The sequence below is a fragment of the Paenarthrobacter sp. C1 genome (genome assembly GCF_049315185.1).
Taxonomy (GTDB): Bacteria; Actinomycetota; Actinomycetes; order Actinomycetales; family Micrococcaceae; genus Arthrobacter; species Arthrobacter nicotinovorans.
The window spans coordinates 1,478,317-1,498,573 of sequence record NZ_CP186052.1; the positions used below are offsets into that span (position 1 = coordinate 1,478,317).

Annotated in this window: 13 protein-coding genes; 5 read left to right on the forward strand and 8 right to left on the reverse strand. The window is 64.4% G+C overall.

What is annotated here, in order from left to right; genetic code table 11:
- Positions 1-11: 11 nt before the first annotated feature.
- The 8 genes from ACNAOU_RS07085 to ACNAOU_RS07120 all read right to left on the reverse strand — a co-directional run bounded on the left by ACNAOU_RS07085 (position 12) and on the right by ACNAOU_RS07120 (position 9,961).
- On the reverse strand, positions 12-683 hold the full coding sequence (locus ACNAOU_RS07085) for a Maf family protein (RefSeq protein WP_422758345.1): 672 nt from the start codon (positions 681-683) through the stop codon (positions 12-14).
- Positions 684-897: 214 nt separating this feature from the next.
- A complete protein-coding gene (locus tag ACNAOU_RS07090) occupies positions 898-3,423 on the reverse strand; it encodes an MMPL family transporter (protein ID WP_422758346.1) in 2,526 nt (841 codons plus the stop codon).
- Between the two features lies 1 nt (position 3,424).
- Complete coding sequence (locus ACNAOU_RS07095) at positions 3,425-4,144, reverse strand: TetR family transcriptional regulator (RefSeq protein WP_422758347.1); 720 nt, start codon at positions 4,142-4,144, stop codon at positions 3,425-3,427.
- A gap of 104 nt (positions 4,145-4,248) precedes the next feature.
- Positions 4,249-4,710: a YbjQ family protein gene (locus ACNAOU_RS07100; RefSeq protein ID WP_422758348.1), complete on the reverse strand. Its 462-nt coding sequence runs from the start codon at positions 4,708-4,710 to the stop codon at positions 4,249-4,251.
- Between the two features lie 104 nt (positions 4,711-4,814).
- The gene (locus ACNAOU_RS07105; protein ID WP_422758349.1) at positions 4,815-6,248 is read right to left on the reverse strand and encodes a dicarboxylate/amino acid:cation symporter; all 1,434 of its coding nucleotides are present in this window, start codon (positions 6,246-6,248) and stop codon (positions 4,815-4,817) included.
- A gap of 128 nt (positions 6,249-6,376) precedes the next feature.
- The gene (locus ACNAOU_RS07110; protein ID WP_422758350.1) at positions 6,377-8,059 is read right to left on the reverse strand and encodes a DUF885 domain-containing protein; all 1,683 of its coding nucleotides are present in this window, start codon (positions 8,057-8,059) and stop codon (positions 6,377-6,379) included.
- 64 nt (positions 8,060-8,123) lie between these two features.
- The gene (locus ACNAOU_RS07115) at positions 8,124-8,381 is read right to left on the reverse strand and encodes an acyl-CoA carboxylase subunit epsilon (RefSeq protein ID WP_039240403.1); all 258 of its coding nucleotides are present in this window, start codon (positions 8,379-8,381) and stop codon (positions 8,124-8,126) included.
- Positions 8,378-9,961 carry an acyl-CoA carboxylase subunit beta gene (locus tag ACNAOU_RS07120; RefSeq protein WP_018777398.1) on the reverse strand — a complete coding sequence of 528 codons (1,584 nt, stop codon included), beginning with the start codon at positions 9,959-9,961 and terminating at the stop codon, positions 8,378-8,380. Before ACNAOU_RS07120 ends, ACNAOU_RS07115 begins: the two co-directional genes overlap by 4 nt.
- 216 nt (positions 9,962-10,177) lie before the next feature.
- Here ACNAOU_RS07120 and ACNAOU_RS07125 point away from each other — a divergent pair, with 216 nt between their 5' ends.
- The 5 genes from ACNAOU_RS07125 (at position 10,178) to ACNAOU_RS07145 (ending at position 20,182) form a co-directional block, all read left to right on the forward strand.
- Positions 10,178-11,056, forward strand: coding sequence for an SDR family oxidoreductase (locus ACNAOU_RS07125; protein ID WP_422758351.1), 879 nt, complete (start codon positions 10,178-10,180; stop codon positions 11,054-11,056).
- Positions 11,057-11,123: 67 nt separating this feature from the next.
- Positions 11,124-12,047: a biotin--[acetyl-CoA-carboxylase] ligase gene (locus tag ACNAOU_RS07130; RefSeq protein ID WP_018777400.1), complete on the forward strand. Its 924-nt coding sequence runs from the start codon at positions 11,124-11,126 to the stop codon at positions 12,045-12,047.
- Positions 12,040-12,621 (forward strand): PH domain-containing protein, encoded by a 582-nt coding sequence (locus ACNAOU_RS07135; protein ID WP_422758352.1) that lies wholly within the window; start codon positions 12,040-12,042, stop codon positions 12,619-12,621. Before ACNAOU_RS07130 ends, ACNAOU_RS07135 begins: the two co-directional genes overlap by 8 nt.
- Before the next feature lies 1 nt (position 12,622).
- The gene (locus ACNAOU_RS07140) at positions 12,623-13,858 is read left to right on the forward strand and encodes an adenylate/guanylate cyclase domain-containing protein (protein WP_189075854.1); all 1,236 of its coding nucleotides are present in this window, start codon (positions 12,623-12,625) and stop codon (positions 13,856-13,858) included.
- A 189-nt stretch (positions 13,859-14,047) separates the two neighbouring features.
- The gene (locus tag ACNAOU_RS07145) at positions 14,048-20,182 is read left to right on the forward strand and encodes an Ig-like domain-containing protein (protein ID WP_422758353.1); all 6,135 of its coding nucleotides are present in this window, start codon (positions 14,048-14,050) and stop codon (positions 20,180-20,182) included.
- The last annotated feature ends 75 nt before the right edge of the window (positions 20,183-20,257 follow it).

Below are 20,257 nucleotides of genomic sequence, written 5' to 3' on the forward strand. Positions count from 1 at the left end.
TTGTAGGGTTGCTACAAATTGCCCCACTGGCTGTCCGCGCCCCACAGTTCGGTGATGCCCACCTTGGCATGCACCAGCAAGTCGCGGAGGGTGGAGATGGAAAGACCGACGACGGCGTGCGGGTCCCCGTCCACCTTGCGGATGAAGGCCCCGCCCAATCCGTCGATGGTGAACGAGCCAGCGCAGTGGAGCGGTTCACCGGTGGCGATGTAGGCGTTGATCTCGTTCTCGCTCATTGATGCGAAGTGCACCTCGGCGCTCGACACAGCTCCCACCGTAGCGCCCGTGCCTTCGGCGGGTTCATCGTTTTCCACGTTGGCGGCAGTGTCCCGGCAGTCAACCAGCCAGTGTCCTGTGTGCAGCACGCCTTGGGAGCCGCTCATGCGTAGCATCCGCTCGCGGGCAACCTCCGCGGTGTAGGGCTTGCCGTGGGACTCGCCGTCGAACTCGAACACGGAGTCGCAGCCGATCACCAGGGCACCTTCGGCCTCAGGCAGGGCAGCGACGGCCTCCGCCTTGGCCCTGGCCAGCAGGAGCGCGGTGTCGTGGGCGTCGGTCACACCGTACTTTGCCTGCACCGCGTCCTCGTCCACGTCCGAAACCAGGACCTCGTGCCTGATCCCAGCCTCGGCGAGGAGTTTGGTGCGGGCGGGGGACTGGGAGGCAAGGATCAATCGGGTCACGCTCCCCAGCCTAATATGATCCTCCCTCACATCCCGCGTGCTTGCCGTGGATCCTCCCTCACATCCCGCGTGCTTGCCGTGGATCCTCCCTCACATCCCGCGTGCTTGCCGTAGACCCTCCCTCACATCCCGGCCTTAAATACCGGACGCTCCCTCACTGGCGAGAAGCAAGTGCGGGAGCGTCCGTGGTTATCAGTGGTGATGTGAGGAAGGGTTAGTGCACCAGTTCCTCGGCGCCGTCCTTTGAGCGGTCGCTGCGGTTCAGCTTTGCGCCCTCAACATCAACGTCCGGCAGGATCCGGCCAAGCCACTTGGGGAGCCACCAGGCCTTTTCGCCGAGCAGGTACATGATGGCCGGGACGATTGTCATGCGCACAACGAACGCATCGATCAGCACGCCAAATGCCATCGCGAAGCCGAGCGGCCGGACCATGGTCAAGTGGCTGAAGATGAAGCCGGAGAACACACTGACCATGATGATGGCGGCCGCGGTCACCACCGCGGCGGCGTGGCTGAAGCCGGAGCGGACGGCGTGCTTGGCTGACTCACCGTGCATGAAGGACTCCCGCATGCCGGACGTAATGAACACCTGGTAGTCCATGGCCAGGCCGAACAGCACGCCGATCAGGATGATGGGCAGGAAGCTCAGGACGGCACCCGGATTGGCGACGTCGAAGATTCCTCCCAGCCAGCCCCACTGGTAAACGGCGACCACTGCGCCGAAGGCGGCGGCGAGGGAGAGCAGGAATCCACCCGTGGCCAGCAGCGGCACCACGATGGAGCGGAACACCAGGAGCAGCAGGATCAGGGAGAGTCCCACCACGATCGCGAGGTACGGCGGCAGGGCCGCGCCGAGCTTGGCGGAGACGTCGATGTTGCCTGCCGTCTGGCCTGTCAGGCCGATGGTCACGCCAAGGTCGTCGTGGATGGCCGTGCCTTTGGCCCGCAGATCAGAGACAACCTGGACGGTCCCGGCGCTGGCCGGGCCTTCCTTAGGGATGACCTGGAAGACTGCGGTACGGTGGTCGTCGCTCAGGGCAACCGGAACGGCCGCAACCACGTTGTCGACGCTCCGGAGCTGGTCGGCGACGTCGTACTGCTTGTTCTTGGCGTCGTTGTCGCTCAATCCCTCGGGGAATTCGCCCACCACGATGATCGGGCCGGTCATGCCTTCGCCGAAGCTGCTGCGGGTGAGGTCGTAGGCCTTGTATGCCTGCGAATCGACGGGTTCCGATCCGCCGTCGGGCAGGGCCAGGCGGAGCTGCGAAGCCGGCAGCGCCAAAGCCCCCAACAGCACGATGCTTGCGATCAGGGAAACCCATGGGTGGCGCGTCACCAGGCCGCCCCAACCGCCGCTGCTCCGCTTCTCTTCGAGCTCGCGGTCGGCAGCTTCGTGGTCCGGCTCGGCGTTGTGCTTGGCGGCCTTGGCCCAGGCGCGCTTGGAGATGAGCCTCCGCCCGATCAGGCCGAGGACGGCGGGCGTCAGGGTCAAAGCCACGACGACGGCGACAGCAACTGTCGCTGCGGCGGCAACACCCATGACAGCAAGGAACGGCAGTCCCGGAACCACGAGGGCCGCCAAGGCGATGATCACGGTAAGGCCCGCGAAGAGCACCGCGTTGCCGGATGTGCCGGTAGCCAGTGCGGCCGATTCTTCTCCGTCCATGCCGGCGAGGAGTTGGGTGCGGTGACGGTTGACGATGAAGAGGGAGTAGTCGATGCCCACTGCGAGGCCGAGCATCAGCGCGAGCATGGGGGAGATGGAGCTCATGTCGATGACGCCGGTGAGCGCGAACGTTCCACCGACGCCCACTGCCACGCCAATCAGGGCCATGAGCAATGGCAGGCCGGCGGCGATAAGGGTGCCCAGCATGAGGATCAGGACAAGGGCCGCAACCGCAACGCCGACGATTTCAGCGATGCCGAAGATTTCCGAGACGTCCTCGGTGATCTCCTTGCTGGCGTAGGCTGTGACGCCTGCCGAGGAAACGCCGTGCACGATCTCCTGGACTTCTTCGCGAACAGCGGGATCGACGGCGTTGATGGAGGTCTTGAACTGGACCTGCGCGACGGCGGCCTTGTTGTCGTTGGAGACGAAACGCAGCCCCTCGGAGGCTTCAGCCTGCCGTTTGCCGAGCGCCAATGCCGCGGCGCCGTCGGCAGCTTCCTTCGCCCCGGCGTCGAGCTTTTCCTTGGTTGCGGCAAGTTCAGCGCGCTGCGGAGCCAGTTGCGCTTCGATCTGGGCGGGCGTAAGGCCGGATGCTGCAAGCTGCTGCTCCACGCCGGCAAGCTGTGCTTCGCCTGCGGTCAGCTGCGCGCGGCCCGCGTCCAGTTGGGCCTTGCCTTCGGCGGCTTTGGCTTCACCGGCGGCGATGTCGCCGGGTGCCTTGTCCAGCTGCTCCTGCGTGGTGAAGGGGTTGACCGTTCCCTGGACGTCCGGCAGGCTCTTGAGCTTCTCAAGGGCTGCGGACACTGCGTCCTTCTTGGCCTGGTCGAATCCGGCATCCCCGGCGTCGAAGACCACGGAGGCTGACCCGCCGGAAGCGTCAGGCAGTGCTTCTTTGAGCTTGTCGGCCATCCGTTGGGTTTCGGTGCCCGGGATGGTGAAGTTGTTGGACATGGTGCCGTGGAAGGCTGCGGCCGAGCCGCCCACTGCCACCAGGACGGCCAGCCATATCGAGATGACCAGCCAGCGGCGGCGGTACGAAAACTTGCCGAGACGGTAGAGGAACGAAGCCATGTCAGAACCGATCTGTGGTGGTTGCGGCGGAGGTGGGGACGGGATGGCGGGAGGCGTCCGACGGCGGCGCGAAGCCGGCACCGAGGAGGCCCATCGCATCGATGAGGTGCTGGCGCAGGGTCGCCAGTGATTCGGAGGAGAGGTCCGGTCCGCGTTCGGCGAACCAGACATTCATGGCGGCTTTGCCGCAGGAGATAACAGAGCCCGCCAGTGCGTGGAGGTACAGCTCGCTGACGCCGGAACCCAATCTGGTGCGGGCGGCGTCGATGATCTGCTCCGTGCAGTGGTCCCAGGCTTCAAGCTCGGAGCGGGCCAGCGAACGGTTGTCCTGGGTGAGGCTGAACAACTCGGCCATGGGGGCAACGGACATCGGGTCAGCGAGGGCCATCAGTGCGGCCTGTGCTGATTCGAGGATGGACTCGTCCGCCGGGCGCAGCCGGAACTGCTCCAATGCGTGGTCCATGAAGCCGTCCGCCACGGAGGCGAGGGCGGCTTCGAGGGTGGGGAAGTAGTTGAAGAACGTGCGCCGGGATACACCTGCGGCGGCAGCGATGTCTTCGACGGTGAAGTTGCCGGACCCTTGGCTGCGCAGAAGGTCCAGGGCTGCGGCCGCGATGGAGCTGCGGGTGGCCGCTTTGTTCAGCTCGCGCCGTGATGGGGTGCCGGCACCGGAGAGGGCAGGGGAATCTGCGGCGGGATCGTGGGTGTTGCTGTGGGTCACGTAATTACACTAAGTGCAAGTTTGCACTCTGCGCAATTTGAAGGTGGTGAATGTGGAAAGTCCCGCCCTCGTTCGAACGAGGGCGGGACTATCGGAGCTTCAGATCAGAACTGCTGAGGCGGGGCTGGCGGAGTCGGCTGCTGAGGCGGAGGCGGCTGCTGCGGCGGGGCCGCGGGAGCTGGCTGCTGCTGGGAGGCGGTCTTTGTCAGGTAAACCGACTGTCCCGTGGCGCCGGGCTCGCCCTCGCCCAGGGGCAGGACGTAGACGGCCGTGCCGTAGGCGCAGACTTCGGTCCAGTTGGTGCCCATTTCGGAGGTGTCAAAGCGCATGGCAACGATGGCGTTGGCGCCGCGCTGCTGTGCCTCGTTGACCATGCGCGCCATGACTTCCTGGCGGCTTTCGTAGAGTGCCTTGGTCATTTCGGGCAGCTCGCCGCCGCCGAGGGAACGGAAACCGGCAAGCATCTGGGAACCGATGTCCCGCGAGCGGACGGTGAGGCCCATGACTTCGCCGAAAACGGCGTCGATCCGGTGGCCCGGGATTTCATTGGAGGTGACGATCAACATGGTCAGAGCCTATCCAGCTTTCGGTCCTTTAACGGGGAAATCCCCCGGGGAGATCTCCCCGGGGGATTTCCGTCAGTCCGCACTGGCGCTGAGGACGGCAGGCGTTAGGCCTGGGAACCGGCCAGTTCACGCTCGTCGGCTTCAGCTGCTGCCTTGTCTGCCGCGTACTCATCGGCGAAGGCGGCACCGTTGCGCGGCGCGTTGTACAGCGACTCGTCCAGGATGCCCTGGCGCTTGGCCACGATGGCGGGGATCAAGGCCTGGCCTGCCACGTTGACGGCCGTGCGGCCCATGTCCAGGATGGGGTCGATGGCCAACAGGAGGCCGACGCCGGCCAGCGGCAGTCCCAGCGTGGACAGGGTCAGCGTCAGCATGACGACGGCGCCGGTGGTACCTGCCGTAGCGGCGGAACCGAGGACGGAGACCAGCACGATGAGCAGGTACTGGGTGAAGTCCAGGTTGATGCCGAAGAACTGCGCTACGAAGATTGCGGCAACGGCCGGGTAGATGGCAGCGCAACCGTCCATCTTGGTGGTGGCGCCCAGGGGCACTGCGAAGGAAGCGTAACCGGAGGGCACGCCCAGGTTCCGTTCAGTGACGCGCTGCGTGAGCGGCAGCGTGCCGATGGAGGAGCGGGAGACGAACGCCAGTTGCACTGCCGGCCAGACGCCGGAGAAGTACTGCTTGATGGAGAGTCCGTGAGCCCGTACCAGGATGGGGTAAAGGACGAACAGCACCAGGGCCAGGCCGATGTAGATGGCGGCGGTGAACTTGCCCAGCGAGCCGATGGTGTCCCAGCCGTAGATTGCAACGGCGTTGCCGATCAGGCCGATGGTGCCCAGCGGGGCGATGCGGATGATCCACCACAGGACCTTCTGGATGACGGCCAGTGCGGAGGCGTTGAAGGTCAGGAAGGCCTCAGCCTGCTTGCCCACCTTGAGGGCTGCGATGCCGACGGCGATCGCGACCACCAGGATCTGGAGGACGTTGAAGCTGACGGAAGTGCTCACCGTGGTGGCTGCGTTGGCGCTTTCCGTGACGGTGGAGCTCGCACCAAGGCCCAGGAAGTTCTTCGGGAACAGGCCGATCAGGAAGGCCCACCAGTCACCGGTCTTGCCGGCGTATTCGGCTTTCTGGGTGATGCCCGTGGCGGCGCCGGGCTGCAGGAGCACGCCCAGGCCGATGCCGATGAGCACCGAAACCAGCGAGGTAATGGCGAACCACAGCAGCGTGTTCCATGCGAGGCGCGCGGCGTTGGAGACCTGGCGCAGGTTCGCGATGGAGCTCACCACGGCGGTGAAAATCAAGGGAACGACGGCGGTCTGCAGCAACGAGACGTAGCTGGAGCCGATCGTCTGGAGGGTTGCGCCGAGACCGTTGGGGGCTGTCTTGGTGCTGCCCGTGTACTTGGCGATCAGGCCGAGAACGAGGCCGATGACGAGGGCTGCGATGATCTGGACGCCGAAGGATCCGGCCCACTTGGGGAGCCGGAAGCCGGATTTTCCAGCTGAAGGGGAGGTGTTGGTTGAGGTGCTCACCGGAACACGGTAGGTGCACCTCAAATAACATAGCGAACGGACGTTGAGAAATGTTACGTGCGTGAAAGTTATTCCCGCCTGGGACGTGGCGTGCGTCTCGCCGGACGCCCGTCCCGGGCGGGTTTTGGCTAACCCAGCAATGCCCGGCGCAGGACGTCCAGCCCCACCGAGCCGATATTCAATGCTTTGCTGTGGAACGATTTCAGGTCAAAATCCTCCTGCGACTCGAGTGCAGCGCGGATCTGTTCCCAGAGGCGCTGCCCCACCTTGTATGACGGAGCCTGTCCCGGCCAGCCGAGGTAGCGCGCGAATTCGAACTGGAGTTGGCCTTCGCTGATGTCGAGGTTGGCCTTGAGGAAGTCGAAGCCCTTTTCCGGGGTCCAGGTTCCGGTGCCCCAGCGTTCGGGGACGGGCAGTTCCAGGTGGACGCCGATGTCGAACACCACGCGGGCTGCACGCATGCGCTGGCCATCGAGCATGCCCATGTGGTCGCCCGGGTCTTTGAGGTAGCCCAGTTCCAGCATGAGCTGCTCGGCGTAGAGTGCCCAGCCCTCGCCGTGCCCGGAGACCCAGCACACGTTGCGGCGCCAGTTGTTCAGGAGTTCGCGCCGGTACGTTGCCGTCGCTACCTGGAGGTGGTGGCCGGGGACGCCCTCGTGGAACACCGTGGTGGTTTCGGACCAGGTGGTGAAAGTGTCTTCGCCGGCCGGTACGGACCACCACATGCGGCCGGGCCGGGAGAAATCATCGGACGGGCCGGTGTAGTAGATGCCGCCTTCATCGGTAGGGGCGATCATGCACTCAAGCGTCTTCATGACGTCGGGGATGTCGAAATGGACGTCGGCGAGTTCCGAGACGGCGCGATCGGAGAGCTCCTGCATCCAGGCCTTGAGAGCGTCGGTGCCCTTGATCTGGCGGGCAGGATCGTTGTTGAGGATGTTCTTGGCTTCCTCGATCGACGCGCCGGGCTTGATCTGTCCGGCTACTTTCTCCTGCTCGCCGATGAGCCTCTCAAGCTCCTGGACACCCCAGGCGTAGGTTTCTTCGAGATCCACTTCGGCGCCGATGAAGGACCGGGATGCGAGGGCGTAGCGTTCGCGTCCCACTGCGTCCTTTTCCGGGGCTGCGGGGAGCAGTTCGTCCCGCAGGAAAGCACCCAAAGAGCTGTAGGCAGCGCGTGCCGCGGCGGTGCCGGCGTCGAGCTTGTCCTGGACCCCGGCGGGCAGCGGCGAGCCATGAATGGCCGCGTTGGCAGCCATCTTGGCGAAGAATCCGTCCCCGGCGGCGTACCGGCCGGTCTGCTCGATGACAATCCGGACCTGGCGGGCTGCGGCCACCTTGCCGTCTTCCTTGGCCGCGCGCAGGGACGAAATGTAGCCCTCGATGGCCCCGGGAACGTTGGCCGCGCGGCCGGCGATGTGTTCCCACTGCTCCACGGTGTCCGTGGGCATGAGGTCGAAAACGGCGCGGATGTCCTGGGCGGGAGAGGCGATGTTGTTCAGGTCCGCGGCATCCCAGCCGGACTCGTGGATCTCAAGGTCCAGACCCAGCCGCTCGCGCATGGCGTCGAGGGTGACGGCGTCCACATCATCGGAAGGCTCAAGGCCTGCCAGGGCGTCCAAGGCCAACCTTGTGGCCTCCGCATGGGCTGCGGCCCCGGCAGGCGAGTAGTCCTGGTACTCCGTTTCGTGCCCTGGCAAGCCCAGCGTGGTGGCGAAACCGGGATTGAGTTCGATCAGCTTTTCTGTGTACGCATCAGCGACGGCATCAATGGCGGACTTTGGGCGTACGGGGGTGTTTGCAGTAGTCACCCACAGAGCCTAACCGCGTCCGCGTCTACGTGAAAGGGTTGTTGAACTCTTGGGCGGTAGGAAACTACCCCCGGCTGCGCCGCCACGCGCCGGGACCCGGGCTGGGGTCCAGGCGCAGTTGTTGGCGACGGACCCAGTGCCGGACGTTCGGCTTGGTTGGAGCCGCTTCCTGCGGAGCGTTGAGGGAAACCACGACGGCGGCAATCGCCGCGAGTTCCTCGGGCGTCGGTTCGCCCTTGACCACTGAGAACAGGGGTTCGGCGGCTGCTTCGGCGGGCAACTGGTCCGGCGCGGAATCGGCGCGGTGCTTGGGTGCGGTCACAGCGGGATGTTTCCGTGCTTCTTGGTGGGCAGGCTGGCGCGCTTGTCGCGGAGGGCCCGCAGGCCGCGGATGATCTGCAGGCGGGTGTCCGAGGGGGCGATCACTGCGTCAACGTAGCCCAGCTGTGCAGCCTGGTAGGGATTGAGGAGTTCTTCCTCGTAGCCCTGGATGATCTCGGCGCGCTTGGCCTCTACGTCTCCACCGGCCTCGGCGACGGCAGCGAGATCGCGGCGGTAGAGGATGTTGACGGCACCCTGGGCGCCCATGACGCCGATCTGTGCCGTGGGCCAGGCAAGGTTGAGGTCGGCTCCGAGCTTCTTGGAACCCATCACGATGTAGGCGCCACCGTAGGCCTTGCGGGTGATGACGGTGAGCTTGGGGACCGTGGCTTCGGCGTAGGCGTAGAGGAGCTTGGCGCCGCGGCGGATGATGCCCTGGAATTCCTGGTCCTTGCCGGGCAGGAAGCCGGGGACGTCAACCAGCGTGATGATGGGGACGTTGAAGGCGTCGCAATGGCGGACGAACCGTGCCGCCTTTTCCGAGGCCGAGATGTCCAGCGTGCCGGCGAACTGCATCGGCTGGTTGGCGACGATGCCCACGGTGTGTCCCTCGACGCGGCCGTAGCCAATGATCACGTTGGGCGCGTAGAGCGACTGCATCTCCAGGAAGTGGGCATCGTCCACGATCTGCTCGATGACCTTGCGCATGTCGTAGGGCTGGTTGGCGGAGTCCGGAATCAGCGAGTCCAGGGCGAGGTCGTCGTCGTTGAGTTCCAGTTCCTGGTCGTGCTCAACAACCGGGGCTTCGGAGAGGTTGTTGGACGGAAGGAAGTCCAGGAGTTCGCGCACGAATTCGATCGCGTCGGCCTCGTCCGATGCCAGGTAGGTGGAGGTACCGGTGGTGGCGTTGTGCTGCCGCGCGCCACCCAGGGTTTCCATGTCCACGTCTTCACCGGTGACGGTCTTGATGACGTCGGGGCCGGTGATGAACATGTGCGAGGTCTTGTCCACCATCACCACGTAGTCGGTCAGGGCGGGGGAGTAGGCTGCGCCGCCGGCGCAAGGGCCCATGATGAGGGAGATCTGGGGGACCACGCCGGAGGCATGGACGTTGTTGCGGAAGATGTCCGCGAACATGGCCAGTGAGGCCACGCCTTCCTGGATGCGCGCGCCGCCGCCGTCGTTGATGCCGACAACCGGGCAGCCGTTGCGGAGGGCGAATTCCTGGACCTTGACGATTTTCTCGCCGTTGACCTGGCTCAGCGAGCCGCCGTAGACGCTGAAGTCCTGGCTGTAGATGGCCACCAGGCGGCCATCTACGGTTCCGTAACCGGAGACCACGCCATCACCGAGCGGCTTCTTCTTTTCCATGCCGAAGGCTGTGGAACGGTGGACCGCAAGGGCGTCGAACTCAACGAAGGAATCCGGGTCAACCAGGAGGTCGATGCGCTCACGGGCGGTGTTCTTGCCGCGTGCGTGCTGCTTCTCAACCGCTTCCGGGCCGGAAGGCTGCTCTGCCCGTGCCTGGCGGTCGCGGAAGTCGGCAATCTTTCCCGCTGTCGTTGTCAGATCGTGGCTCATCAAGTGTCTCCGGCTCTGTAGCTGATATTCGCTGGCGCAGTCCTGGGTGCGGACAGAAGCTCACTTAAGTAGCTTCCGTACAAAGAACAGGCCCCGCAGGCCAGTCTAGTGACGCCTTTGCCGCGAACCGCTGTAGAAACCCTACAATTTTCCGCGTCGTAGCCAAATCCTTCACTATGTTACCCGTCGGTAACATAGTTGGGTTAGAGTGTCCCCATGAGTTCAAGCAACGACGCTTCCAGCACACTTTCCCCGAGTGGCAGCCCCTACGTCGCCACGGGTTCGCTCAAGGACCGGACCATCCTGATGTCAGGCGGAAGCCGTGGCATCGGGCTGGCCATCGCCACCCGCGCGGCCCGCGACGGCGCAAACATCGTCCTGATGGCCAAGACCGGCGATCCCCACCCGAAACTGGAGGGTACGGTCTTTACGGCTGCGGAGCAGTTGATCGCTGCCGGCGGCCAGGCCCTGCCCCTGGTGGGGGACGTCCGCAATGACGACGACGTCGCCGCGGCAGTCACAGCCGCCGTCGAGCGTTTCGGAGGCATCGACGTCGTGGTCAACAACGCCTCGGCCATCGACTTGTCCCGCACCGATGCTGTCGACATGAAGCGGTACGACCTCATGCAGGACATCAACGTCCGTGGAACATTCCTGTTGTCCAAGCTGGCGTTGCCTGCCCTACGGGAATCCAGCCACGGCCACATCCTCACGTTGTCCCCGCCACTGAACCTCGACCCGAAGTGGGCGGGGATGCACCTGGCCTACACCATGGCCAAGTACGGGATGAGCCTGACGACCCTGGGCCTCGCGGAAGAATTGAAGGACGACGGCGTATCGGTCAACTCGTTGTGGCCATGCACCCTGATCGACACCGCCGCGATCCGCAACATGCCCGGTGGGCGTCAAATGGTGCAGGCAGCCCGTGGCCCCGAAATCATGGCCGACGCAGCGCATGCAGTGCTGACGGGGTCCGGAGCCACAGGCAACTTCTATACGGATGAGCAGGTCCTGCGAGCGGCCGGCGTCTCCGACTTTTCCCCCTACAGCCTCGGTGCGCCGGAAGACCGCCTGGTGCCTGACGTCTTCCTCTAAGCGTTTTCACGGGTTCTTTTCAGGGCCGCCGGCATTCCTGGACGGCACAACTGGATAGGATTCAGCTATGGATGCCGAACAGCCAGACAGCAGCGAAGCAGTTGACCCGCCCAGTGGCATGGAGCGGCCCGCACTGGACCGCGCGGCGCTGCTGGATCCGGACTTCCTGTCCTCCGCCGGCATCTCGCAACTGAAGATTGTCGACTCCACAGGGTCCACGAACGCGGACCTGGTTCGGGCCGTGACGGTAGAGCCGGGCAAGTGGGCCGATCTCGCGGTGCTGACGGCCGAACACCAGACGGCCGCACGCGGACGCCTGGACCGGCACTGGGAAGCCCCGGAGCGCTCTGCGGTCTCAGTTTCGATCGTGCTGCGGCCCGTGACGTCCCAAGGAATGCCCGTTCCGACCCAAAGCTACTCGTGGCTGTCACTTCTCGCAGCCGTTGCCCTGCGCGAAGCCCTGCAGGAAACGGCCGGGCTGCCGGCCGACATCAAATGGCCGAATGATGTCCTTGTTAACGGGCGGAAGATCGCCGGCATCCTTGCCCAGATGACGCCTCTCGGGGACGGATCTGTCCCAGCGGTGATCCTCGGGGTGGGACTGAATGTCTCTCTCGCCGAGGACGAGCTCCCCGTACCGACTGCGACATCGCTCGCCGTGGAAGGAGCCACGACGACGGACCGCACCACGCTGCTGAAAAGCTACCTGTCGCGTTTCGCCCGGCTTTACCGCAGCTTCTGCAACTCCGAGGGTGACCCTTCGGCCGGTTTGGCCGGGGGAGCGTCCTTGCATAAGCGGGTCGAATCGGCCATGGTCACCTTGGGCCGGGAGGTGCGCGCGCATCTGCCGGGCGACCTCGAGCTGGTCGGCCACGCGTCCCGCTTGGATGAGCATGGTTCGTTGCTGGTGGTGGACCACGGTGGCCGGGAACACGTCATAACTGCCGGCGATGTGGTGCACCTCCGCGCCACAGAAAGCGGTTATGCGTAAAGAGTTGCTTCCGGGGGAGCAGGTCATCACCATCACGCGTCAACAGGCCCGCTCGCTCTTCTTTCCAGTGCTGGCCTTCATTGTGGTTCCTGCCGTCGCTGCCTATGCCTGTGCCTGGGTCATCAAGGGCAACGCCCAGCGGCTGGTGCCCTTCATATCAACGGAGTGGACACCGTGGCTCGTGGGTGCGTGCGTGGTGCTGGCGGCGTGGTTACTGCTGGCCTACAGCATCAAGCGGGTACTGAAATGGCGATCCATCAGATACACCCTCACCAGTCGACGCATACTTGCCAGATACGGAATGTTCAGGCGCAACGACTGGCAGATTTCCCTGGCGGCCATCCGCCATGTGGAAGTCCATCAGAGCCTGCTCCAACGGACATTGCACTCAGGGAATATATCCTTGGATACCGGGCACTCCGGAACAGCGCTGCTGGCAGATGTCCCGGAGGTGGGGAAATTCAGGGGCTTCATCCTTGACGCGTTGGACGAACTCCCGCAAGGTGAGGTTTTTGAGGGTGAACTGCTGGGGGACTATGAAGAATTGCCGTGGGAATTGAGAGAAGGTGGATGAGATGAGCGTTGAGGATCAGCAGTCCGGCGAGGACCTGGACCAGGAGTTCGACGCCGTACCCGAACCTTCAGTGGACGACGACACGGAAGAAGACGACACGGACGACGACGGCACGGACGACGACGACACAGACGATGACACAGCCGCCGGGCCATCCCAGGCCTCCGTTCCTACAGGCCCGCCCACTGGCGTGATGTCGGCAGAGCGGCTGGCGATCAAGGCCCTGGAGGCAAAGCTTCTTGGCGGCGAACGGAAGCTGCGTCGTCGTGAAGTGGCCGCTGGTGCCGGCGTTTCCATATTGTCTGCCCGTAAGGTGTGGCGCGCGCTGGGTTTCCCGAACTTCAATGACGAGGACGTCGCGTTCACCGAGCGCGACCAGGCTGCACTGTCCAGCATCCTGGACCTGGTGCGCGCCGGCATCCTGACCGAAGAAGCCGCGATCTCCGTGACCCGCTCCATCGGCCAGATGACAGACCGCATGGTGGTCTGGCAGATCGAAGCGTTGGTCGAGGACATGGTGTCCGAACAGGGCATTCCGGATGCCGTTGCGCGAAAGCAACTGGTGGGACGCTTGCCGTCACTGGTGGATTCCCTGGAAGAGATCCTCGTCTATTCGTACCGACGCCAGCTCAACGCCGGCGTCCAACGTCTCGCTGTCCGGGCCGAAGCCGGTTTGCAGGCCAGCGAGGAAGGCCGCGAAGGGGACGAGGACGATTCCCCGTTGCCCTTGGCGCGCGCAGTGGGCTTCGCGGACCTCGTCTCCTACACCAGCCTTTCCCGGCGGATGAACGAGAAGACGCTGGCCCAGTTGGTGCAGCGCTTCGAGAACAAATGCGCCGAAATCATCTCCGTTGGCGGTGGTCGACTGGTCAAGACTGTCGGCGACGAAGTGCTGTACATTGCCGAGACCCCGGCCGCCGGGGCCGAGATCTCGCTTGCTTTGGCGCAGGCCTTTACCGAGGACGAGATCCTGCCCCAATGCCGGGTTTCCATGGTGTGGGGACGCATTCTTTCGCGGCTCGGCGACATTTATGGTCCCACCGTGAACCTGGCCGCGCGCCTCACGACGCTCGCCCAGCCCGGGACGGTGCTGGTGGACGCCATGACCGCAGCTGCCCTCGGCCAGGACGACCGCTTCGTGCTGGTGCCCCAGAAGTCGGAGAACGTCCGTGGCTTTGGCGAGATCCATCCGGTCATGCTGGCCCGCGGCCGTGGCAAGGGCCTGGTTCTCGACTAGGACTGTTCGTTCCCGGGCAATGCCCGACGTTCCCCGCCGATCGATGGGCGGGCCCCACGGACTGTTGCGTTCCTGGCAGCCCATGTTGCGCACTCTTGGCTAATCGATGGATTAACCCGGTACTCTTAGCTTGTTTGTGTTGTGATGGCCCGGGGTTCGGTGCTGGCTGCCTAAAAGTGGGGAATTTGGATGACTCTGACCAATGGGTCCGGGAATCGTCGTGGCAAGATCCGGCGGCGGAGGGTTATCACGGCTACCGCCTTCACGGCCGCCGCAGCAGTGCTCGTGACGGGTGCCATTCTCTACCCCGGGTTCAAGACCACTGAAGTGGACCTGAACGACGGCGGTGTCTGGGTAGTCAGCAAGTCCAAGAATGCCGCCGGCCGGCTCAACTATCCGTCCAAGTCCCTGGATGGTGCCGTCACTCCGGCCAGCAAGGACTTCGACATCCTTCAGCAGGCCAGTGACGTGTTCATTGATGATGCCGACGGCGCCACCATCAACCCCGTCAGCGCCGCCAACATGCGCCTGGGCGGAGACCAAAAGCTCCCGGGGTCGGCAGCTGTAAGCCTCGGCAACAAGGTCCTGGCCGTCACCGATCCCTCCAAGGGCAAAGTCTGGGCGCTCACAGCCGGTTCGGTCGGCGGATTCAGTGACGAGGCCGAGCCCGTCCTGGAACAGTCCACCGGCATCGTGTCCGTCGTTGGCACCGATGACACCATCCACACCGTGGATCCGGAGACCGGCAGCCTGACGGCCACCAAAGTCGATGCCAACGGCCAGTCGGTGGATTCCCAGGTCCGCAAGGATGATGCGCTGAAGGGCGCCGGCGACCTCCAGCTGACCGCGGTGGGGGACAAAGCTGTGGTCCTCAACGAGGCCACAGGAAACATCGTCCTGCCGGGCGGAGCCACCGTCCACTTGGACGACGCCCGTGACGCCAAGCTCCAACAGAGCGGGACTGCCGCGGACTTCGTGGCCATCGCCACCAAGAAGGCACTGTTGCTGCAGCCCTTGGACGGCGGCACAGCCAAAACCATCCGAGCTGACGGCGAAGGCGTGCCCGCAGCGCCTGTCCATCTGGGCTCCTGCACCTACGCGGCCTGGTCCGGGGCCAACAAGTACCTGCGCGAGTGCACGAACGAGGCTGACAACCGCCGCGCCGACGTCCCCAAGGCGAGTGCGTCGCCGTCGTACGTTTTCCGGGTCAACCGGGACCTCGTGGTACTGAACGACGTCAACTCCGGCAACGTCTGGATGGTCAACCAGAACATGCAGCTGGTCAACAACTGGGACGACGTCATCCCACCCCAGCAAACATCCGACGACGCCGACAAGGACTCCGCGGACGAAGTCCAGCAGACAGTCCTTCCGGACCGCAGCAAACCGAACACTCCACCTGTCGCGAAGCCGGACGCTTTTGGCGTGCGGGCGGGTAAGACAACGCTCCTGCCCGTGCTTGACAACGACGCCGACTCCGACGGCGATGTCCTGACCGTCTCGGCCGACCAGGTGCTCAAATCAGGGGCGTTGGCCCCCGTTTACGGCGGCACGGGTTTCCAGATCACGGTTCCTGCCGATCAGTCCGGGAGCGAATCGTTCAAGTACTCCGTGGATGACGGCCGAGGAGGGACTGCCTCGACCACTGTGGATCTCAGGATCGTTCCCCCCGGTGAGAACGCCGCACCGCAGCAGAAGCCCAACCGGAACAACGCCTTGGTGGTGCAGGCCGGAAAGATCGCCAACCAGTACATCCTCAGTGACTGGATCGACCCCGACGGCGATGACCTGTTCGCCGTGGCGGCCAGCAGCAGCGATCCCGCGGACCAGGTGCGGATCAGGCCCGACGGGCTTTTGACGTTCCAGGACTCGGGGGCCGGTCCGGGGAAGAAGACGATTTCCGTGACGGTCTCCGATGGCACGTTGAGCTCCGAGGGGCGGATCAGCGTGGATGTCCGTGCGCCGGGAGCCCTGCCACCCATTGCCAACGCCGACCACGTGGTGGCCGTCGCCGGCCAGGACACGGTTATTGCACCCCTCAAGAACGACTCCGATCCACAGGGAGGCACGCTCCGCCTGGCTCAGGCGCAGGCGGATGACCAGGCGACGGCCGTGATAGGTCCGGACCAGCAGACCTTCTCGTTCAACTCCACGAGTGTCGGTCCGCACTACGTCACCTACATGGTCACCAACGGACCTGCCAGCGCGCAGCAGCTGGTGCGCGTCGACGTCGTGTCCGGCAGCAACGACGGCGCGCCCGTGGCGGTGCGCGATATCGCCCTTCTTCCCAGCGGCGGCAGCACAGTGGTGGACGTGCTTGGCAACGACTCGGACCCGGCCGGCGGCGTGCTGGTTGTCCAGTCCGTGACAGCCGCGGACGGCCTGCCAGTCACGGTGGCGGTGCTGGACCACTCGGTGGTCAAGATCACCGATATCCATGCCACGGGGCAACTTTCCCTCAAGTACACGATTTCGAATGGCAAGGCCTCCGCCACCGGAGACATCTCGGTCCAGGTGGTCCCCGCCCCCAGCAAGCTGCAGGCACCGCAGGCGAAGCCCGACGAAGTTTCAGTACGGGTTGGCGATGTGGTCACGATCCCCGTCCTGGAGAACGATTCCGACCCCAACGGCGGTGAGCTGACCCTCGATCCAGTCCTGGCGCAGCAGCCGGACGCGGCCGACGGACGGATGTTCATCGCGGGCAATTACCTGCGCTTCATTGCGGGCGACGTCCCCAAGACGGTGTATGCGATCTACAAGGTCAGCAACTCCTCGGGGCAGACCGACTCGCAGCAGGTGACCATACGCATCCGCGCCAGGGATGACGCCACCAACACCCGCCCTGAGCCCCGGAACCTGACCGCACGGGTCGTCGCCGGGATGACCGTCAAGATCCCGGTCCCGCTGGACGGCATTGACGCCGACGGCGACTCCGTCCAGCTCATCGGCGTGGACAAAGCACCCGCGATGGGCACGGCTGTGGTGCGGGACGGCTACATGGAGTTCACCGCCGGCGGCAAGTCTGCCGGGACGGATACCTTCAGCTACCGCGTGCGGGACCGCATCGGCGCCGAAAACACAGGCACCGTCATTGTGGGGATCGCTCCGGCAGAGGCCAACAACCAAAAGCCGATCGCCGTCGATGACGCCATTGATGTCCGGCCGGGGCGCCGCATTGCGGTGGATGCCCTCAAGAACGACTCCGATCCGGACGGCGACCCCATCGGCTTGGTCAATTCGTTCGAAGCCAATCCTGATCTCCAGGTGGAAGCTGCCTCCGGCAAGATCCTGCTGACGGCACCCGGCGTTGCCGGAACCGAGAGCATCAGTTACCGGATCCAGGACGACAAAAAGGCCGAAGCCAGCGCTGTGGTCAGGGTCCAGACAAGTCCAACGGCGGCCCTCCACGTTCCTGTGGCTGTGGACGACCGCGTCACACTGGCTGAGACGTTGGGCAAGACCGCCGTCGACGTTCCGGTATTGAAGAACGACTCCGACCCCGACGGCGTCGCCGAGGACCTCACCATTTCACTGCCGGATGGAAATCCAAACGCACGGGTAGGTACCGCCGGCAACGTGGTAGTGACCCTCGTCCCGCAAGAGCAACTGATCCCGTACACCGTCACGGACATGGACGGTCAGTCAGCCACCGCCGTGATGTGGATTCCAGGCCAGGGCCTCCAGTACCCGACCCTGGCAAAAACAGAACCTGTGGAAGTGATGTCCGGCAAGGACGTCACGCTGGCGCTGCAGGAATATGTCCGCGTCCGGGAAGGCCGCCAAGCCCGCATCACCGTGGCGGACAAGATCCGCGTTCAAGGCGGGGACCCCTCAAACGTCATCTCCGGTGATGGAAACGCGCTGCGGTACGCAGCCCAAGCCGACTACGTTGGCCCCGGATCCATCACCTTCGAGGTCACTGACGGCTCCGGCCCGGACGACTCCCAAGGGTTGAAGTCCACGTTGACCATCCTTACCAAGGTCATTCCGGACCCCAACGCCAACCACCCGCCGACCTTTAGCGGAGCATCCGTGGAAGCTCCCAAGGGTGAGACTACGGACGTTGAACTGGCCAACCTGGCCAAGGACGTCGACGAAAGGGACCAAGGCAACCTGAAGTTCGAGCTCGACGGCCAGCAAGCGGCAGGTTTCCAGGCCAAAGTGGAAGGTACCGTCCTTAAGATCACCCCGGACCTCTCGCTCAATCCAGGGGCCGTAGGCTCGTTCCCGCTCAAGGTCACCGATGGCCGCTCCGACGCGGTGCGCGCAACTGTCACCGCCACCGTCGTCTCGTCTAACCGGCCGCGGCCGGTTGCCAACGACGACGCCGTTGAGAAGGCCAACGCGGGCCGTTCGGAAACAGTGAACGTCCTCGCCAACGACTTCAATCCTTTCAACGACGCACCATTGACGATCGAAAACGCGGCAGTGGAGACAGGGTCCGCCGCCGGCCAGCCGACGGTGTCAGGAGAGTCGATCACCGTCACCCCGGCCGATGGTTTCAAGGGTGTCATGGTGGTCCGGTACACGGTGCTGGACAAGACCAGGGACCCTTCCAGGCAAGCAACCGGCCGTGTCCGCATCACAGTGCGGGACAAGCCCGATGCTCCGTCCGCCCCCGTAGCGACCGACGTCAGGAGCCGGACTGCCGTCCTCAAGTGGACGCCGCCGTCGGACAATGGCGCAGCCATCACCAAATACACCGTGAAGGCGGCAGGTTTCGAGCAGGTATGCCCGACCACCACCTGCACGCTGTCCGGACTGACCAATAACGTGAAGTACGTGTTCACCGTTTACGCCACGAACGAGGTAGGCGACTCGCCGGCATCCACGGCGTCCAACGAAATCCGGCCCGATGAGAAGCCCTCGCCCCCGGATGCCCCCACGGTCAAGGCCGGGGACAAGAACATGGCAATCACCTGGACCCCTGCCAAGACGGAGGGGTCGCCGGTGAAGCACTACAACCTGGAAATTTCACCGCCTCCGGCCAACGGCATTGCCGTGAAGAACGAGGTCACCGGACTCACATACACCTGGCCGGGACTGACCAATGGTGTGAAGTACAAGGTGCGTGCCCAAGCGGTCAATGAGCTCGGGCCCTCCGATTGGGGCATGTATTCCGTTGAGGACAACCCCGCAGGCCTCCCGGGGGCACCGGCGGCTCCCACTACCGCTGTGGTGCAGTCCGTGGGAGCCCAAAACCAGATCCGCGCCGATTGGACTGAACCGGATGTCAATGGTGATCCCATCAAGGCGTACTACGTCACCATGAGTGGTGGCAATGGGGTGCCCCAGACGCAAACGATCCCAGGCAACGTCCGCTCCGCAGTCTTCACCGCACAGAACGACGAAAAGGGCTACACATTCACTGTTCAAGCGGAGAACAAGGCCGGAAAGGGAAGCGTTAGTGCGCCTTCCGCTCCCCGGCGTGCCACGGGCATGCTCGGCACCGTCAACAACGTGTCGGCAACCCCGGCCAACACCGGGGGAGCAGGTCGTGCGGTGACCATCAACTTCACCGTTCTCGACCAAAGTCAACGCAATGGGTCCAGCCAAAGCGAAGTGAGCTACCGCTACGTCGCCAGTACCGGACAGTCGGGTCCTATCAGCCCAGGGCAGACGGTGAGCGGCTTCACCAATGGGCAGGCCACCACCATCACGGTCAATGCCGTGTCCACGGTGGCCCCAAGCTCCAATCCCAGTGCACCCGCCACCACCACACCGTATGGTTCGCCAGGCACCCCCTCGGCGTCCGGTGCCAACGGTGGCCAGAACCAAACCACGCTGACCCTTAACTGGTCCTCGCCTTCCACGGGCAGCAACGACGTCGCCGCGACCAAGATCAGGATCACCGGCGGGGGAACGGACACCGGGTGGATCAACGAATCCGCCTCCGGCAGCCGGGTTGTGAACACGGGCGGCTACAACCAGACCCGGACCATTGAGGTCCAGACCTTCAACTCGGTGGGCCAAGGTGGAGCCGTGGCTTCGGCCAGTGCCCAGAGCGGTCCGCAGAAGACGTCGTGGGACGCTACGCTGCCGGCCGGCAGTTTCCGTACCTGTACGGACACGGCGGCATCGGGACAGACGTCCTGGGACCCGAACACGCCGGGCCACCGCTGTGACGGCGTGGTCTACGGCACCCCGTGGCAGTACGAGTCAAACGGTTCCTTTACGGTCAATTGCTACATCAACCGCAGTACCCCGTACCTGAACTACGCGGCGTGGTACCGGCTGACCAGCGGTCCCAATGCCGGACGCTTCATTGCGCAGGGCAACACCACCCTGGGCGATCCCGGACCCCACCAGATACCGCAATGTTGAGGCCATCAGCACCGCGGCGCGGGGCAGTTGTCCCCATCGCGCTTCACGGCTCCAAGACAGTACGCTGTCAAAGCC

Excerpts from the sequence above, each read along its gene's own strand:
- ACNAOU_RS07145 (WP_422758353.1), top strand. The coding sequence starts at position 14,048 with ATGACTCTGACCAATGGGTCCGGGAATCGTCGTGGCAAGATCCGGCGG.
- ACNAOU_RS07135 (WP_422758352.1), top strand. The coding sequence starts at position 12,040 with ATGCGTAAAGAGTTGCTTCCGGGGGAGCAGGTCATCACCATCACGCGT.
- ACNAOU_RS07140 (WP_189075854.1), top strand. The coding sequence starts at position 12,623 with ATGAGCGTTGAGGATCAGCAGTCCGGCGAGGACCTGGACCAGGAGTTC.
- ACNAOU_RS07090 (WP_422758346.1), bottom strand. The coding sequence starts at position 3,423 with ATGGCTTCGTTCCTCTACCGTCTCGGCAAGTTTTCGTACCGCCGCCGC.
- ACNAOU_RS07130 (WP_018777400.1), top strand. The coding sequence starts at position 11,124 with ATGGATGCCGAACAGCCAGACAGCAGCGAAGCAGTTGACCCGCCCAGT.
- ACNAOU_RS07120 (WP_018777398.1), bottom strand. The coding sequence starts at position 9,961 with ATGAGCCACGATCTGACAACGACAGCGGGAAAGATTGCCGACTTCCGC.
- ACNAOU_RS07125 (WP_422758351.1), top strand. The coding sequence starts at position 10,178 with ATGAGTTCAAGCAACGACGCTTCCAGCACACTTTCCCCGAGTGGCAGC.
- ACNAOU_RS07100 (WP_422758348.1), bottom strand. The coding sequence starts at position 4,710 with ATGTTGATCGTCACCTCCAATGAAATCCCGGGCCACCGGATCGACGCC.